Below are 17832 nucleotides of genomic sequence, written 5' to 3' on the forward strand. Positions count from 1 at the left end.
GTTTCTGCATTGTTACGCCTCTTTTTGTTTATTTTAGTATCTTTGCAACATCTAATAGACATCCGTCATGAGAAATTTCTTGTTCAACAGCATCTTTCTACTATTCCTATTCTGCCTTTCGGCTTGTATGGGTGAATCGGGCAACCGCATGGGCTATTTCCGCTATGGCGTGGTCACAACGGATCCCTCACTGAGCCTGTCGACCTCAGACGGAACTGATATCCGGCAGATATCCTTTCCGGAGCTAAACGGAAGCCAGGCAGGGGATTGTTTCCTGGTTGAGTTTAAGGCAGACTTCAGTGAATCGCCGAAATCAGGTATCTATGCTGCGGAGATGTCAACCATGGAGCCGGTCAGACAACATCTATTGGAGGAAACCGAAGCAACGCTTCCCGACACGATACCATCGTCCAACGAACAGTTTCTGACCCTGAATATGAACAAAGGACAATTCCTGAAAGGACGTTTTTTTGTGCATATCGAACTGAAAGAACACCACGAAGAGCAAACGGAAGCCTTTACACTGGCGTTTAACCGCGACAGTGTGTTTCATGAAACGGAAGAGGGGAGTCGCTTTTACGAGTTCCATCTGCGTGCCATCCGTGAAGGAGGCATAGACTCGCTGAAATCGACCCAAACAGAGATACATGCCTTGAACCTGAGTTCTTTCCTCAAAGAGGCTGCCCTGAAAGAACAGGAAGCGGGAAAAGACTCGTTGTTCTTCCGGTTTCAATATGCAAACCGGGTGCAGGTGGTCGATGGCGATAGCGTCTTGAGTTGGTCACCTACCGCTTTATATGGCGTTCCGCTATCGAAAATCGATTAATTCGCTACTTTTGTAAAACCAATTGTGTGACAAAGTTATGTTTAAAGAAATATTCAAATGGGTCATTTTGATCATTACGCAGCCCCGAAAGGCTTGGGAAGAGCTTGCCCAAAAGGAAGATGAGAAGGAGGACTTTCTGGGACGCTTCGTATATCCTTTGATGGGACTGCTTACCGTAGCTGCCTTTCTGGGTATTTTGTTCACCCGAAAGGAGTTCAATGTAGAGGAAGCGTTGAAAGCCTCTATCCGTACGTTGGTTGCCTTCTTTGGCGGATATCACCTGACGGTCTATCTGTTGAATGAGTTATGGGGGGGCTGGCTTAAGCGCGAGAAGGATCTGAAACGCTGGCAGTATTTCGTAGGCTACTCCTCCTCGCTTATGTTTGCGCTTACCGCTTTGTTGATGCTGATCCCGGAGTTTTTCTTTTTAAATATATTTGTTCTTTACACCTTCTATATCGTATGGGAAGGGGTACCCGCCTATATGCAGGTCGAAGAGAAAAACAAGTTAAAGTTTGTTGCGGTAGTTACGGGTATGATTCTGATAGTGCCGAATGTGATTGAGATTATCCTGAAGCTATTGATGCCCGGATTACGTTTTTGAAATAGTGAAAAGATGAAAGAAAAGATATCAAATAACATACAGATCAAAAACAAACGGGCAACTTTTGATTATGAGTTGCTCGAATCGTTTACGGCAGGCATAGTCCTGACCGGCACGGAGATCAAATCCCTACGCCTGGGCAAAGGCAGCTTAGTGGACACCTATTGCGTGGTGGAAAGAGGCGAAGTATGGGTAAAGAATATGTATATCGCCGAGTATTTTTACGGCACCTATAATAACCATACGGCACGACGCGACCGGAAGCTGTTATTGAACCGCAAGGAGATACGCAAACTGGAGGGTGCAACAACAAATAGTGGCTTTACGATTGTCCCTACCCGTATGTTTATCAACGAAAAGGGATTGGCTAAAGTCGTCATCGCCATCGGGAAAGGAAAGAAGGTCTACGACAAACGCGAATCGATCAAAGAGCGTGACGACAAACGCGAGATGGATAGGGCGTTTAAACGCTAAAACGGCTTTTAAAATGGATAATTGACAATGGATAATTGATAAGCTATTGACAATAAATCCTCTACACTATAATTACTTTGACAATATGCATACAAATAAGCAAATACCCCCTTCACCCTCCTCTCCTTTATCCATACTTAATCATCAATTATCAACTCGCATCCTCATCTTAGATGGCGGATTGGGCACGATGATCCAGCGCTTTCAACTGACGGAAGCCGATTACCGGGGAGAACGATTCCGCGACGTTCCGGAACAACAAAAAGGGAATAACGACCTTTTATGCCTGACACGTCCCGATGTGCTTGCCTCCATCCATAGGGATTACCTGCAGGCTGGTGCGGATATAATCACCACAAATACATTCAATGCCAATGCCATATCGCTGGCTGATTATGGCATGCAACAACAGGTACGGGAGATCAACCTGGCCGCTGCCCGCTTAGTAAGGGAAGCGGTCGACAGCTATACTGCTAATACCGATCGCGTACTTTTCACGGCCGGCTCTATCGGCCCGACCAATAAGACTGCTTCTATGAGTCCGGATGTGAATGATCCTGCCTATCGGGCGGTTAATTATCGTGATCTTTACGATGCCTACAAAGAACAGATCGAGGCATTGGTAGATGGAGGCGTGGATATCCTTCTTTTCGAGACTGTATTCGATACGCTCAATGCCAAAGCCGGATTGGAAGCGGCTGTGGATGTATTAAAAGAAAAAGACAAAGAGCTTCCGATTATGCTCTCCGTGACCCTTTCCGGCAAGGGAGGGCGCACATTCTCCGGACAAACACTGGCTGCGTTTCTGGCCTCCGTACAACATGCACCGATCATTAGCATCGGATTGAACTGTTCTTTTGGTGCGGCCGATATGAAACCCTACTTAAAAGAATTGGCAAGCGTAGCGCCTTACTATATCAGTGCCTACCCAAATGCGGGGCTTCCCAATAGTTTCGGCACATACGACGAGACGCCCGAATTGATGGCTACGCATGTTCGCCCGTTTGTCGAAGAGGGATTAGTGAATATCTTAGGCGGATGCTGCGGCACGACGCCCGATCATATTGCCCAATACCCTGCCTTTGTACGGGGAGCTAAGCCGCATATCCCGGCGGAAAAGCCGACTGATCTTTGGCTGTCGGGTCTGGAACTGCTTGAAATAAAACCGGAAAATAACTTTATCAATATCGGTGAACGCTGCAATGTAGCCGGCTCACGCAAGTTTCTTCGTCTGATTAAAGAGGGGAAACAGGAAGAGGCTCTCTCGATTGCCCGCAAGCAGGTGGAAGATGGCGCGCAGGTGATCGATATCAATATGGACGACGGCATGCTGGATACGGCGAAGGAGATGTGTCACTTCCTGCATCTTATCGCCGCGGAGCCCGATATCGCCCGTGTCCCTGTGATGATCGATTCCTCGAAGTGGGAGGTGATCGAACAGGCGTTGATGTGTGTACAAGGCAAAAGCATCGTCAACTCCATCTCGCTGAAAGAGGGCGAAGAAGTGTTTCTGGCTCGCGCGACGCGTATTCGCAGCTTAGGAGCTGCCGTTGTTGTCATGGCTTTTGACGAAAAGGGGCAGGCCGACACCTACGAACGTAAGATTGAAATATGCGAACGGGCGTATCGTTTGCTCACGGAGAAGATCGCATTTCCTCCGCAGGATATCATTTTCGACCCGAATGTACTGGCAATTGCCACCGGAATCGAGGAGCATAATGGGTACGCCCTGGCCTTTATTCGTACGGTGGAATGGATCAAAAAGCACCTGCCGGGCGCTAAAGTCAGCGGAGGCATCAGCAATCTATCGTTCTCCTTCCGGGGCAATAACTATTTGCGCGAAGCGATGCACGCCGTATTCCTCTACCACGCCATAGCGAAAGGCATGGATATGGGCATTGTAAACCCATCGACAGCCGTGCAATACGATGATATAGAACCCGCATTACGTACGCTTCTGGAGGATGTGATCCTGGCGCGCCGCGCGGAAGCAGTGGACGAATTGATCACCTATGCGCAGAACCAACAGCCACAAACCTCCGATGCAACGGAAAAGAAACAGGAGGCATGGCGGGAAAGTCCGGTCAGTGAACGCCTGGAACAGGCTTTGATGAAAGGCCTTACCGATTGGCTGGAGACCGATATCCAAGAGGCCTTGCAACAATATCCGCAGGCGGTAGACATTATCGACGGCCCGCTGATGAACGGAATGAACCGGGTCGGTGAGCTTTTCGGGGCGGGCAAGATGTTTCTTCCGCAGGTAGTGAAGACAGCTCGTACGATGAAAAGAGCGGTGGCCATTCTGCAACCGGTCATTGAACAGCAGAAATCGGCCGAGGCCTCCTCGAAAGCCGGTAAGGTATTGTTTGCCACCGTGAAAGGTGATGTGCATGATATCGGCAAGAACATCGTCTCTATCGTCCTCTCCTGCAACAATTACGACGTGATCGACCTGGGTGTGATGGTACCGGCGGAAGAGATTATCCGCAAAGCCATCGAGGAAAAACCCGATTTGGTGTGCCTCTCCGGCCTGATCACCCCCTCACTGGACGAGATGGTTCAGGTGGCCGACGCGATGCAGAAAGCCGGTTTACAGATTCCGTTGATGATTGGCGGAGCCACGACCTCTAAGTTGCATACGGCTGTTAAGATCGCTCCTCACTATGATTACCCGGTGATCCATGTGGTGGATGCGTCGCAGACTCCATTGGTGGCTGCCAAACTATTAAATCCTTTGACACGCGACAGCTTTATCGAAGAACTGAATAAAGAGCAAGAGGCCTTGTGTTCGGGTGTAAACCGGAAAGCGGTTCCCCTCCTCCCCTTGGAAGAGGCACGTGCCAATCGGATGGCTATCGACTGGCAAACCTATTCGCCTGTTGAGCCTCAACAGAAAGGGATTCAGGAGATCCCTTATATCCCTGTGGAAGAGGTTATCCCTTATATCAACTGGACCTATTTCTTTTCCGCCTGGAAGTTAGGCGCCTCCTATGCGGAGATCACCCGCCTGCACGGTTGCGATGCCTGTCGCGCCTCCTGGCTCTCCTCGTTTCCGGAGGAGAAGAGAGGCAAAGCGGCGGAAGCGATGCAGCTCTATAAAGATGCCAATCGCCTGTTGGATCGCCTTGTCGGACTGAAAGCGGAGTATTGTAAGGCGGTGTACGGTCTCTTCCCGGCGTATAGCGAGAACGATACGCTCTATATAGACGGGGAGTCGTTCCCGCTGTTGCGACAGCAAGCCAAGCGTGACGAAGCGGTCTACCGGTCGTTGGCCGACTACGTGATGCCACAGACAGAAGGCAAAACCGATTATGTGGGCGCCTTTGCCGTGACCGGTGGTGCCGGTATGGATTACCTGAAGCAGCAGTTTGAAGCCGATGGCGATACCTATAATGCTCTGTTGTTGCAAACATTGACTGACCGTCTGGCCGAAGCAACCGCCGAATACCTGCATAAGAAGGTACGAACGGAGTTTTGGGGATATGCCCCCGAGGAGTCGTTACCGGTGGAAGAACTCTTCAAAGCGCATTACCAAGGAATACGTCCGGCCATCGGCTATCCCTCCCTACCCGATCAGGGGCTGAACTTCACGATAGACCGCCTGTTGGATCTCTCCCGCATCGGCATTCGCCTGACGGAGAACGGCGCCATGCTGCCGACCGCCTCTGTCAGCGGGCTCTATATCGCCCATCCCGAAGCCGATTATTTCCTGATCGGCACCATTGGCGACGACCAGCTTATCGACTATGCCTCCCGCAGGCATATAGCTGAGGACGAAGCCCGCAAGCTATTGTTAAAGAATCTGACATAAACGAAAAAAGGAGAGTTTTTTGAGAACTCTCCTTTCCATTTTCTTCACATCTTATTTCACAAAACGCAATGCGATGTCACGGTCTTTCGCCCTTTCGCTATCGGGGGCGTCTGCACTTCGGGTGGCATATTTCTCGCCTAACCCTTCAACTCGCACGACCTGCTTATCGAGCCCATCTTGCTTGAAATAGTTTCCAATGGTCTGTGCCCGCGCTTTGGATACTTCGAGGTTTACCTCTTCCGTCCCCTTCTTATCCGCGAAACCGGCAATAATCACCTTTGCCTGCGGATAGCTTTTGATAATCGCCATCACATTCTTCAGTTGCGCTTCTGAATGTTCCAACAACTCAGTGGTACTATCGTATTTGAAATCTATCTGATCAAATTCAAACCATTTGTCCTGTAGCTCCTTTTCCGTTGCGTTTGCATAGGCATCCAAGTTCAAGAAAGTGATCATCTTCTCTTCCATACTTCCTTTGAGTACGTTGAGTATTTGCCCGTCTGGCAATGTCAGATCCAGTCTGGAGGGATCGGAGGAGACCGTTGCGGCCGGCGGTGTGACTGCCGGTGGAGCGACTTGCGTGTTGGTCACCTGTTCACGATCAATCACCTGTGCCTGTTCTACAGGGCTCTGGCAAGATCTCCACCAGAAGAACAACAAGAGCAACAGCAACAGGAGAAGCAACCACTTGATCCAATTCGAGCCTTTTTTCTTTTTCTCTACGACCGACCGTGTAGCCTCTTTTTGCGGTGTCGGTTCAATGGGTGCCGACATTTTCGCCGTCGGCGTATGGGCAGACGCCGCTACCCTCGCATGCGTGGCAGGGGACAATCGGAAACGCTCGGCAAGCCCGGAGGGGATGAAAGAAGCAAAGCTACTCTTTTCCTCTTTTAGCTGGTTTATCAGTGCCGCCAGACTTCGGTGGTCCTTCTGCAGGAAATCACCCAGGTGACCGGCTACCAAAGGAGCAATCATATAGATTAAACGGTTTGCCGCCACTTTAGAGATACCGGAATGGGCAGCAATCGGATCCGTGAAATCAGACGCCTTATCACCCAGCAGCTGTTGCAAAAAGTCATCGGCAATCTTTCGTTGATCTGCGGTCGGGTTCTCCCGGCATATATTCTCTGCATCAGAGAGAATGTGTAAGTTGGAGGCTTCGTTCAAGATGTTTTTGATCTGTTGCGTATCTCCTTTTTTCACCATAAGACCTAATAGGGAGGCAATGATTGACTTGGAAGCATCTTTCACATTCGCTTCCCGCTCACCTAATACATGTGTTGCATTTGTTACTAATGCAGAACAGACTGAATCTTTCAGCACGTTATAAATCTGTTTCATAATTAATAGTTTTTTATGATTAAATATAATTGTTCAACTGATAACTAAACAATCCATCCTCTCATTTAGTTTAGAAACTCGTTTATCGGTTGTTTTACAAAGGGAGGGTGTGCCTAATCGATCATGATCAGACACACCCTCCTATTTAACACAGAACGAATAAATGCTTCTGCTTATAATGAGGTCAACCGCAGATTACGCCACGCCACCTTAATGCCGCCGCCGTCGTGGATCTGCAAGGCGATACGCCCCTGTCCTTTGCCTATCTTTTCGTCTGTCAGATCGATCATCGGATGGCCGTTCAGCCATGTCTTGATATTATTGCCTTCTACCTTCACGCGCATCGTGTTCCAGTCGCCTACGTTCAGGTGTTCCTCTTGCTCTTTCGTAATCTGTGCAATCCAGCCGCGCCCGTATGATTCGTAGATGCCGCCCGTTCCATGCCCCTTCGGTGCCACCTCTACCTGCCAGCCGTTCACCTTCACCTTCTCTTCAATGAAAGAGCGGATAAATACGCCCGAGTTACCGTCGGCCTCCTGTTTGAATTCAACCGTCAGGTCGAAATTATCGTAATAGTCACGCGTAGCCAGGTAGCCATATTGCTTGTCAGGTCCACTTTCACAATAGAGCAAACCCTCTTTCACATACCAGAGTTCTGTTCCGTAGGCTTCCCAGCCATGCAGGTCTTTGCCGTTGAAAAGCAACACCTCTTTGCCTGTTTTGCGTGGCAGTTCTTTGATCTTGATATTGCGGAATGAAGCGGGGTCGCCATGATCCTGCAGGCAGATCACCCCTTTCTTAGCCAAACCATATTCCGGAGCATTCGCCCATTTACCACTGTTCTTACGCGCATGCCAATCGTCTGTCCAGGCTTCAAACTCAAGGATTTTTTGTCCATTCAACCAATGCTCCACATGTCCATTGTCGAAAACGATCTTCGAGTTGTTCCATTTCCCGTACGGATTCACCTTCATTTTCGACTGATCAGGCAGATACATCGCATAGTCGACACCCAATTTCTGCCATTCCTCCAATTTGCCTTCGAAGTTAGGCACATCCAATAGTTGATATTCCGGCCCGGTCACATACGGCACCTTGTATTGCGGACGTTCCAATACATGATACAACATACCGCTGTTTCCCCCTTTCGTTAGTTTCCAATCCCAGGAGAGCTCGAAGTTTTCATATACCTTCTCGGTGACGATATAACCTGTGCCATCGCTCCCCTTGCCTACCGCCTGAATGCAGCCATCCACCACATGCCAGGGCTCGGTCAATGTGGTTCCGTTGTAATCCCGCCAGCCCTGCATGGTTTCCCCATCGAATAGGAGTTGCCACCCCTCGGCTTTCTCCGCTTCCGTCAGGGTGTTGTGTTGCGAGTTAATACAAGAGGGGAAAAGAAGTCCCACCATCATAAAGGCGGTGAGGAATTTGCTCATTTGTTTCATTTTCATGCTTTTCGGTATTAGATGATCTTTCAGTTTCTGAATCACAAATATACCATAAACAGTCAATTTTCCAAAAAAAGGCCTTAAGGATTGGGTTCCTTAAGGCCTTTTTCATCAGCACTATTCTATGATAATCTGCTTATGGCTTCTGAATCACCATAACTACTTTACCGTCTTTGTCGATAAGGTCATATTTTGATTTGTCCTTATTGGCAATCACACCGGCCAGTTTGTCCAATGTACGCATGATCAGTTGTTCGGTCTGCATATCCGGACAAGCCATCATGGTTGAAATGGGTAGTTTCACCGTAAAGGCGGAAGGATTCTTGGCGTCCATGCTGATCGCCGAGTTAAAGGTGTTACAACCGGCATTCCCATGAATGCGTCCGTCTGCCATTTTAAACTCGATGAAGGGCTGCTTTTCCGCTTTCACTTCTTGTCCATCCACTTCAACAATATTCCACTTCCCTTCCAGACTCTTTGCATCTACTTTCACTTCAGAACAGGAAGACATCACACCTAATGTGAGGGCGATGCTCAACATAAAAAACATTACTTTTTTCATTTGTCTATACTTTTTCAAAATTAGTCAGTTTACTGTAAGACGCATTTCGGGCCTGATTTGTTTAGAACCAGGGGTTGTTTTAGCTAATATTAACAGATCTATTCCCCCTTGCCTATTATCTTTGTACTTTTCCGCAGAAAATAAACATAGATGAATCGTACATACATTCTTGGGATAGTTCTACTATTAGCGTTCTCTTTTTCCTGTAAAAAGCCTGTTCAGCAAGAGGCCCTGCCGGAAGAGGAAGCAACTGATACCCATTCGCATATATATCGATATGGCATTTGCATCGACTCCTTAGACACAGAAGATGAATTGATACGCCCGGGCGATAACCTGGCGGCTATTTTCGGGCGATTGGGGTTTAGTCCGAACGAATCCGACCGGATATGCCGTGCTTCAGCCGAGGTGCTCGATCCGACCAAGTTGCGCGCCGGCATGTATTATACGGTTTTCAAGACACAGGATACGCTTCAGGCGGTGCATCATATCGCTTTCGCCAAGTCTCAGACCAACTATGCCATCATCGATTTCACGGGCGATACTGTCTGTGCTTACGCCTTCCATAAACCAATCACGCTACAACGAAAATATGTGGAGGGAACAATCACCTCTTCCTTGTGGAATGTGATCCGCGACAAAGGGGTCAGCCCCCTGTTGGCACTCGATCTCTCCGATGTATATGCCTGGCAGATCGACTTCTTCGATGTGAAAGAGGGCGACTCTTTCCAGGTGATCTATCAAGAGGCGTTTATCGACGATACGACCTCGCTCAATATCGCTTCGATCGAAGGAGCCACCTTTACGCATCAGGGGAAGGAGTACGTCGCTATTCCGTTTGTGCAGGATAGTCTTTCGGAGTTCTTCGACGTCGAGGGAAACAGCCTGCGCAAGGCATTCCTGAAAGCACCACTTCAATACTCGCGTATCTCTTCGCGCTTTTCCAATGCCCGTTTCCATCCGGTACTCAAAAGATACCGGGCACATCATGGGGTGGACTATGCGGCACCGGCCGGAACGGAGGTCAAAAGCATCGGCGACGGAACGGTGGTGGCCAAAGCCTTTCAGGCAGGTGGTGGTGGCAATTATGTGAAGATCAAACACAATGCAGTCTATACCACTACCTATATGCACCTGCGTGGTTTTGCCAAAGGATTGGCGGTCGGCAAGCGGGTGAAGCAGGGCGAGGTGATCGGATATGTCGGTTCCACCGGCCTTTCTACCGGACCACACCTCGATTTCCGGGTACACAAAAACGGACAACCTATCAATCCGGAAAAAATGGAATCCCCCCCTTCCCATCCGGTGAAACCGGAGTTGATGGATAGCTTCCGGGTGGTAAAAGCACAAATTTTAGCAGAAATAGATAGTTTTCGTGTCACACAATCTACCGCTGCCCCGTCTTCTATAGAAGAATAAAGAACCACTTAAAACAACGGTGCAATATGAAAACAGTAGGAAACTTGCTTTGGCTTGTATGCGGAGGGATTGTTACAGCGATCGAATATATAATTTCCAGTTTCTTGATGATGGTCACGATTATTGGTATCCCTTTTGGGTTGCAAACCATCAAGATGGCGCGTGTGGCATTGTGGCCTTTCGGTTGCAAGGTAACTGATTCGGGCAATAGTGGCGGATGCCTCAATCTGTTGATGAATGTGATCTGGATCTTTCTGGGAGGAATCTGGATCTGCCTGACCCATTTAGGGTTCGGTATTTTGCTTTGCATCACGATTATCGGTATCCCTTTTGGGCGGCAACACTTCAAATTGGCCGCGTTGGCCTTAGCGCCTTTTGGGAAGAGCATCAGCTGAAATTCAGTGTTTTTATGTAAATTTGCACAAAACTGAATGTATGAAACCAATACACTTCCTTCTTTGTGCGTTGCTATTTGTTGGCTGTAAGCAAAAGCCTGTTACCCAGGAAGAACAAATCATATCCGTATCTATCGAGCCACAGCGCTATTTCGCAGAGAAAATAGCGGGCGATCGGTTTGTGATCCATACCGTCGTGCCGACAGGGCAAAGCCCGGAGAGCTACGACCCTACCTCGCAACAGATGGTGCGTATCGGGGAAAGCCTTGCCTACTTCCAGATCGGCCCGATTGGGTTCGAACAAGCCTGGATCGAACGCATCAAACAAAACAATCCGCAAGTCGCTTTCTTCGATCTTTCCCAGGGAATGGGTTTCCTGGAGGGAGAGGAGCATGATCACGATCACGCCTCAGCCGAGGGAGATGACCACGCTCATCACCATCACGGGGCGACAGATCCGCATATCTGGAGCAGTATGGAAGGTGCCCGGCTTATCGCTCACAATCTATTGGAGGCGTTTGTCGCATTAGATGCGGAAAACAACGACTATTATCAAACAAATTACAACAGCCTGATGGCGGAAATAGAGGCTACCGAAGCGACTATTGCCGAGCTATTGAAACCGGTATTGAGCCGTACCTTTATCATCTATCATCCGGCACTGACCTATTTTGCTGAAGAATTTCACCTGAAACAGCTCTGTATCGAGATGGATGGCAAAGAGCCTTCGCCTGCCCAGTTGAAAGAGCTGGTGGATACGGCGGTCAATCATAACGTGCAGGTGGTGTTTATTCAGGAAGAGTTCGATCAGAAAAACGCGGAGATCATTGCCCGGGAGACCCGTTGCCGTCTGGTGCGCATCAACCCGTTGGCCTATGACTGGAGTAAAGAAATGATTCATATAGCCGAAGCTCTTGCCCATGAATAAACTGCTCGAACTGCGGCATATCACCGCCGGATACGGAGAGAAGATCGTACTCCGTGATGTCTCCCTCGATGTGTGGGAGAATGATTTCCTGGGCATCATAGGCCCTAATGGCGGCGGCAAGACCACGCTGTTGAAAGTGATTCTCGGCCTACTCGCCCCTACGGCGGGCGAGAAGCGATTCTTCGATCACGAAAAAGAGGTCGCCTCGCTCAAAATCGGCTATCTTCCTCAGATAAACAAGATAGACAAGAAGTTTCCCATCTCCGTATGGGAGGTTATCTCCTCCGGCCTCTCGTCGGAAAAACCGCTGTTTCGCCGTTTTTCCCGGGCGCAGGAGAAAAGGATCCAAGAGATAATCAAGCAAATGGGGCTGGAAGAGTTGGAGACGCGCCCGATAGGCGAGCTCTCCGGCGGACAGCTGCAGCGCGTACTGCTTGGACGTGCCATGGTCTCTCGCCCGCAACTGCTTATCCTCGACGAACCGAATTCCTATGTCGACAAACGCTTTGAGTCGCGTTTCTACGAACTGTTGCAGGAGATCAACCGGGAGAGCGCCATTATCTTAGTCTCCCATGATATGGGAACCATCTTGCCGATGGTGAAGAATATAGCCTGTGTCAACGAGGGATTGCATTATCATCCCGGTTCCGACCTGAGCGAAGAGTGGCTGGGCGATGTGTTTGCCTGTCCGATCGAATTGGTTGGGCATGGACATCTACCCCATCGCGTATTAAAGAATCATGGTGAACATACGCATGAAAAGTGAAACAATGAAGAAAATATTGATTACCGGCGCCAGTGGTTTTATCGGTAGCTTCCTGGTCGAGGAGGCGTTGGCGCGCGGATACGAGGTATGGGCTGGCGTGCGCGCGTCGAGCAGTCGGGAACGGTTGCAGGACAAGCGCATCCGCTTTATCGATCTGAACTATAAGAACGAAGAGGCCTTGGTCGCGCAATTACAGGAGTTTGCCGATAGACATGGTGCGTGGGACTATGTGGTGCACAATGCGGGACTGACCAAGACACTAAAGAAACAGGATTTCTTCCGGGTCAATGCCGAAAACACCCGCGCCCTGATCGATGCCTTAGCCCAAGCGGGTTGCCAACCCCGGAAATTCCTTCTGATGAGTAGCCTGAGTGCTTATGGGGTTGGAGACGAGAAGGATTTTACGCCCATTCGCCTGGAGGATCCACAACGTCCTAACACCGTCTATGGCGAAAGCAAGCGCATGGCAGAGGAGTATGTACGCCGGCAAAGTCATTTCCCCTACGTTATCATGCGGCCAACAGGGGTTTACGGCCCGGGCGACAAAGACTATTTCATGGAGATCAAGAGCATACAGTCGGGCTTCGACTTTGCGGTGGGCTTTACGCCGCAACGCATCACCTTTATCTATGTGAAAGACCTGGCGCGTGCTGTCTTCCTGGCATTGGAAAACCCGACCGTTGTGAACCGGCATTACTTTGTGGCCGACGGCGATGTCTATACCGATGCGGAGTTTGCAAATATGATCCGGGAGTTGCTCTCGAAGAAACACCTGTTGCGGATGCGTATCCCCAGCGGATTGGTCTATGTGGCCTGTCACTTCTCCGAATTAATCGGCAAGATCCTGGGGAAAAGCATGACGCTCAACAGCGATAAATATAAAATCCTGAAGCAGCGCAACTGGATCTGTGAAGTTGAACCGCTTCAGGATGAACTGAATTTCAAAGCAAACTACCGCCTGCGTGACGGCCTAACCGAAGCCATCGCCTGGTATCGCCGCGAAGGGTGGCTTTAATCCTCTACAAGTTTATAGATGTTGCGAAACGATATGGTTATTGCTAATGTAACGTACCAGATAAATCGTTTCTCCATTCTGTATATGAATAGAGAAGAATACATACCATTGGGTTCGTTGATTTTTCTTGAAAACGGAATAGAATAGATTTTCTCCGTATCGATTGAAGTAGTTTGGGGCTGGTTTCTTATGGCATAACGGAAGTGTATCTCTTATCTCAAAAAACAATTCCCTTACATAGAGAACAGCCGACTCTTCAAAGCCAAAATACTCCTTCTCAAAGAGGGTTTCAATTAATTCCCGGAAAGACAAACGAACCTGAGGAGCGAATAAGACTTTCATTCTTTATGATTCTTTCGGAACAGCTCTCTGACATCTTCTTCAATTCCGACTAATATCTCTTCAGCGGTCATAGCTCCTTTCAGTGCCAGATCCGGTTCTACCACACCTTTCCCGGTCAGAACAAAGGTCTCCGTTTTCCCACGCTGGATAATTACTTTTTGAGTTTTAGCTATATCCAGGTATTTTTCCATATTATTACGCAATTCTGCGGAGGTGATGACTATCATATTGGTTAAGTTTGGCATAGTTATCTGTCTCTATGCGTTTGTAAAAATACAAAAAAAGTGATTGAAAAACAATCACTTTTGTTTGTTTCTGTATTATAAGGCGACTCTTTCTAATCCTCCACCTTCCGAATGGAACCTGAACCGATGATGTTGCGGGTGATATTCGCCGGGTTTCCTTTATAACGGACTTTTCCGCTGCCGACTGCGTTGACATCGATATTTTGAGAAACGGTGGCTTCGATGTTTCCACTGCCGGCGACATTGCATTTCAAGTCGTCAATCTGGAGGTCGAAAGCTCGTATCTTGCCGCTGCCGGCCACCTCGATATTGGCCTTTCTGGCCTCTCCTCCGATATGCATGGTGCCGCTACCGGCAATTTCGCCTCTGAATTGATCACAGTAAACATCCGGGGCATTCAATGTTGTGCTACCGGCAATATTTACGCCTAACCGAACCACGGTCACCTTCTCCTTCAGGTTGATTCGTCCGCTACCGGCCAGTTCGAAAATTAATTGATCCGCCGTGAGGGGGCTCTCGGCATTAAACTCCGCACTTCCCGCCATCTCCACCTTTCTCAGGGCGGTCGAGTTCGTCAGGATAAGGAATTCCGTCGGACGGAAATTGCAATTGTTTCGGTAAGGATGCTTCGGCTTGATAAGCAAAGTACCATCTTCATCTGTCCGGAACTCATACATCTCGTATATATTCTGGTCCGTCTTTACCTGCAGAAAAGGAGGCTCATCTGACTGGGTGTAACGAACGGTGATATGCCCACTGGCCGCTTTTATCGTATGATAATCCGCTATGGAGATCGTTTCGGTAACGATATTACCGTCGCCATTCACTACTTTCCCGGGAATACAACCGTTCAGGGCAAAGAGGAGGCCGATCAATAGGATATATATGTTTGTTTTCATATGTAGATAGAGATTTTATAGGTTTTATTCATTCACTTTCTTCACGCGCCCGATCCCGGTTGACGACTTATCAAGCAAAACGTCGCCTTTGTATTTGATGCTTCCTACCCCCGAAGTAGAGGCCTTGAGATGTTTGGTGGCTGTGACTTCCATATCGCCGACTCCGCTCACATGGCAGGTCAGGTTCTCCACTTCGCAATCGTACGCCCTTACCTTTCCGACACCCGAAAGGCGGTAATTCCCCTTCGTGATCTCTCCGGTCAGGAGGACATTACCCACCCCTTTGATCTCACAGGCAAAATCCTTACATGCCAATTTGTCCAGGGTGATATCGCCAACACCGGAGATTTCGTATGCCAAGCGATCGACCGTAAGAGCCTCTTTCGCTACAAAATTCATGCAACCAATGATGTCCACATGCGATAAATCGGCTGATTGCCCCTCTATGATTAATTGGGTCGGATGGATACGGGTATTCTCTTTTGCTTTGATATACAGAACCTGATCCTTCTGTTCGACGACCAGCCACTCCAATAGATTTTCGTCAATGGTTACCTCCAACGTGGCATTCCCTTTTGATTGGGTATAATAAAAGGTCGGAAAATGATCTTTCCGCTTTTTGAAGAGATTACGGCCCGCGTTACCGTCGTATTCGATATTCTCCCCCAGGTAAAGCCAATTGAATTGATCGACCTGAAACGTTTTCGTCTCCATCTGCCCATTGCCCCGCTCTTTCTCTGCAGCGAAAACAGAGGGGAAAGTCATTAATAAAAGGATGATCCATGCGATAGTTGTTCTCATACTGAATGATATTTGTTAGTCTTGTTCCCTTTTTGTAAGCCTTTTCAGACTCCTTACACGGCAAATATATCCAATAATAAGATACCTTGCAACGCAAGGTACTAACTATTAAACTAATTTAACAAGCAAATCAGTAGCTATAACAGCAAAAACCTTCCGGTTTTTGGGAGTTTTGAGACTTGTTTGTCACGCTCTTTGGGGAGGGCAAAAAAAATTCTCACCCGCATGAGAATTTTTTCTCACGCGGGTGAGAATAAAATTTGTTTATTGAAAAGCTTTTTTGAGTAGCTCGTCGAAATACTCTCCCCGGGTGAGTTTTCCCTGGTCGACAACGACGGTCTCTACCCGTCCTTTGGCGGCCAATAGCCCGTCGGGTTCGCGGTAAATATATTGATCGAACACCAGTTTAGGCCCCTCCTTCGAGATATTCAGGCAGGAGAGGAAACGATCGCCGCTGCGCAATGAGTTTTTAAACTGAATATCGACGCGGGCGACAAAAGCATCGACCCCTTTCTCGTGCATAACGCCGAAGTTTTCGCCCAGCGACTCCAGGAATTCATGCCGGGTGTGTTCCATATAATGCTGATAGTTGGAGTTATTGACCACTCCCTGCAGGTCACATTCATAATCCCGCACCTTGAAAGGCAATGAGAAGATAAATTCTTTTTTCATTTTAGTTCTTTTCTGTTTACAGGCTCCATCTTATACAAGCGATCCGATGGCCTGATCTTTTCTGTTGTCTTGATGGAGAAGCGCTCGCCTTTCACCGTTTCCGTGACGGGCTGCATATCGACGCGAATCTCTTCTACCGTCTGCATCAGGGCGCCGGTCGTGGGGCCGGTGATCAGTATCTCATCGCCCACCCGCAGCGATCCCGACTCCATTTCGAACTCGGCCACACTCAGTCCGCTGAAATATTTAATGCTTTTGGCGACGTAGACCTTCTTTTTCGTGGCGCCCGATCCATACACGCTGCTCCACTCGCCCAGGCGTTGCCCCAGGTAGTAACCATCCCAAAAGTCGCGGTTGAACACCGAACGGAGGCGTTCGTCCCAGCCGGCGATCTTCTCCTCGGTGAAACTGCCTTCGCAATAGGCCAATACCGCCTGCTTGTAACATTCCGTGACGATGCGCACATATTCCGGGCCGCGGGCACGTCCCTCGATCTTAAACACCCGTACACCCGCGTCCATCATTTTATTCATGAAATGAATGGTCTTCAGGTCTTTGGGCGACATGATATATTGATTTTCTATATCCAGTTCGATATCCGAATCTTTATCTTTCACGGTGTAGCCCCGGCGGCAGATCTGTGTGCAGGCACCGCGGTTGGCCGACATATTCATCTCGTGCAGACTCAGGTAGCATTTGCCCGATACCGCCATGCACAAAGCACCATGCGCGAACATTTCGATACGGATCAACTCGCCGCGAGGCCCTTTGATCTGCTGCTCGTGGATCTGGTCGTAGATCTGTTTCACCTGTTCTAGGTTCAGCTCACGCGCCAATACCACCACATCAGCAAAACGGGCGTAGAACTTCAACGCCTCCACATTTGTGATATTCAACTGGGTAGAAAGATGCACCTCTTGCCCGATCTGGTTGGCATAATCCATGGCAGCTACATCTGCTGCGATGATAGCCGAGATATTCGCCTCTTTGGCGGCGTCGATGATTTGCCGCATCAACGACATATCTTCTTCGTAGATGATGGTATTTACCGTCAGATAGCTTTTGATCCCATGCTCCCGGCAAATAGCCGCTATCTGATGTAGATCGTCTATCGTGAAATTATGGGAGGAACGGGAGCGCATATTCAAGCCCTCTATTCCAAAATAGATAGAATCGGCTCCCCCTTGTATGGCCGCCATCAACGACTCGTACGAGCCAACCGGCGACATGATTTCAAAATCTCTTGCGTTCAATGTTATAACTATTTGTTAGCGACTGCAA

Annotated in this window: 18 protein-coding genes; 9 read left to right on the forward strand and 9 right to left on the reverse strand. The window is 48.8% G+C overall.

Annotated elements, in window-relative coordinates; genetic code table 11:
• Window positions 1-67: 67 nt before the first annotated feature.
• From M2134_RS05940 to metH, 4 genes are all read left to right on the forward strand, one after another.
• Window positions 68-826, forward strand: a complete 759-nt coding sequence (locus M2134_RS05940; protein WP_280751039.1) for a hypothetical protein — start codon at window positions 68-70, stop codon at window positions 824-826.
• A gap of 37 nt (window positions 827-863) precedes the next feature.
• A complete protein-coding gene (locus M2134_RS05945; RefSeq protein WP_280751040.1) occupies window positions 864-1430 on the forward strand; it encodes a Yip1 family protein in 567 nt (188 codons plus the stop codon).
• A gap of 12 nt (window positions 1431-1442) precedes the next feature.
• Window positions 1443-1904 (forward strand): SsrA-binding protein SmpB, encoded by a 462-nt coding sequence (gene smpB / locus M2134_RS05950; protein WP_280751041.1) that lies wholly within the window; start codon window positions 1443-1445, stop codon window positions 1902-1904.
• Window positions 1905-1989: 85 nt separating this feature from the next.
• Window positions 1990-5715: a methionine synthase gene (gene metH, locus M2134_RS05955; protein ID WP_280751042.1), complete on the forward strand. Its 3726-nt coding sequence runs from the start codon at window positions 1990-1992 to the stop codon at window positions 5713-5715.
• 51 nt (window positions 5716-5766) lie between these two features.
• Here the strand turns inward: metH and M2134_RS05960 are convergent, their stop codons facing one another.
• From M2134_RS05960 to M2134_RS05970, 3 genes are all read right to left on the reverse strand, one after another.
• On the reverse strand, window positions 5767-7056 hold the full coding sequence (locus M2134_RS05960) for an OmpA family protein (RefSeq protein ID WP_280751043.1): 1290 nt from the start codon (window positions 7054-7056) through the stop codon (window positions 5767-5769).
• A gap of 173 nt (window positions 7057-7229) precedes the next feature.
• Entirely contained in the window at window positions 7230-8495 is a 1266-nt protein-coding gene (locus M2134_RS05965) for a DUF1080 domain-containing protein (RefSeq protein WP_280751075.1), read from the reverse strand.
• A 148-nt stretch (window positions 8496-8643) separates the two neighbouring features.
• Window positions 8644-9069, reverse strand: coding sequence for an META domain-containing protein (locus M2134_RS05970; protein WP_280751044.1), 426 nt, complete (start codon window positions 9067-9069; stop codon window positions 8644-8646).
• Between the two features lie 150 nt (window positions 9070-9219).
• Between M2134_RS05970 and M2134_RS05975 the strand changes: the two genes are divergently transcribed.
• From M2134_RS05975 to M2134_RS05995, 5 genes are read left to right on the forward strand one after another with little or no spacing between them, the layout of a single operon-like run.
• Window positions 9220-10488, forward strand: coding sequence for a peptidoglycan DD-metalloendopeptidase family protein (locus tag M2134_RS05975; protein WP_280751045.1), 1269 nt, complete (start codon window positions 9220-9222; stop codon window positions 10486-10488).
• Window positions 10489-10514: 26 nt separating this feature from the next.
• Entirely contained in the window at window positions 10515-10883 is a 369-nt protein-coding gene (locus tag M2134_RS05980) for a YccF domain-containing protein (protein ID WP_280751046.1), read from the forward strand.
• A gap of 40 nt (window positions 10884-10923) precedes the next feature.
• Window positions 10924-11811 carry a zinc ABC transporter substrate-binding protein gene (locus M2134_RS05985; RefSeq protein ID WP_280751047.1) on the forward strand — a complete coding sequence of 296 codons (888 nt, stop codon included), beginning with the start codon at window positions 10924-10926 and terminating at the stop codon, window positions 11809-11811.
• On the forward strand, window positions 11804-12577 hold the full coding sequence (locus tag M2134_RS05990; protein ID WP_280751048.1) for an ABC transporter ATP-binding protein: 774 nt from the start codon (window positions 11804-11806) through the stop codon (window positions 12575-12577). Before M2134_RS05985 ends, M2134_RS05990 begins: the two co-directional genes overlap by 8 nt.
• A gap of 4 nt (window positions 12578-12581) precedes the next feature.
• A complete protein-coding gene (locus M2134_RS05995) occupies window positions 12582-13592 on the forward strand; it encodes an NAD-dependent epimerase/dehydratase family protein (protein WP_280751049.1) in 1011 nt (336 codons plus the stop codon).
• 12 nt (window positions 13593-13604) lie between these two features.
• Here M2134_RS05995 and M2134_RS06000 read toward each other — a convergent pair whose 3' ends face one another.
• The 6 genes from M2134_RS06000 to M2134_RS06025 all read right to left on the reverse strand — a co-directional run bounded on the left by M2134_RS06000 (window position 13605) and on the right by M2134_RS06025 (window position 17804).
• Entirely contained in the window at window positions 13605-13934 is a 330-nt protein-coding gene (locus M2134_RS06000; protein ID WP_280751050.1) for a hypothetical protein, read from the reverse strand.
• Window positions 13931-14161 carry a hypothetical protein gene (locus M2134_RS06005; RefSeq protein ID WP_280751051.1) on the reverse strand — a complete coding sequence of 77 codons (231 nt, stop codon included), beginning with the start codon at window positions 14159-14161 and terminating at the stop codon, window positions 13931-13933. The genes M2134_RS06000 and M2134_RS06005 overlap by 4 nt, the downstream gene beginning before the upstream one ends.
• A 110-nt stretch (window positions 14162-14271) precedes the next feature.
• Complete coding sequence (locus M2134_RS06010) at window positions 14272-15078, reverse strand: head GIN domain-containing protein (RefSeq protein WP_280751052.1); 807 nt, start codon at window positions 15076-15078, stop codon at window positions 14272-14274.
• Between the two features lie 24 nt (window positions 15079-15102).
• Window positions 15103-15879, reverse strand: coding sequence for a head GIN domain-containing protein (locus tag M2134_RS06015; protein ID WP_280751053.1), 777 nt, complete (start codon window positions 15877-15879; stop codon window positions 15103-15105).
• 264 nt (window positions 15880-16143) lie between these two features.
• Window positions 16144-16551, reverse strand: coding sequence for an acyl-CoA thioesterase (locus M2134_RS06020; RefSeq protein WP_280751054.1), 408 nt, complete (start codon window positions 16549-16551; stop codon window positions 16144-16146).
• Window positions 16548-17804 carry a peptidase U32 family protein gene (locus tag M2134_RS06025; protein ID WP_280751055.1) on the reverse strand — a complete coding sequence of 419 codons (1257 nt, stop codon included), beginning with the start codon at window positions 17802-17804 and terminating at the stop codon, window positions 16548-16550. The genes M2134_RS06020 and M2134_RS06025 overlap by 4 nt, the downstream gene beginning before the upstream one ends.
• Window positions 17805-17832 lie beyond the last annotated feature (28 nt).

The sequence above is a fragment of the Parabacteroides sp. PM6-13 genome, from assembly GCF_029892605.1.
GTDB lineage: Bacteria > Bacteroidota > Bacteroidia > Bacteroidales > Tannerellaceae > QVMG01.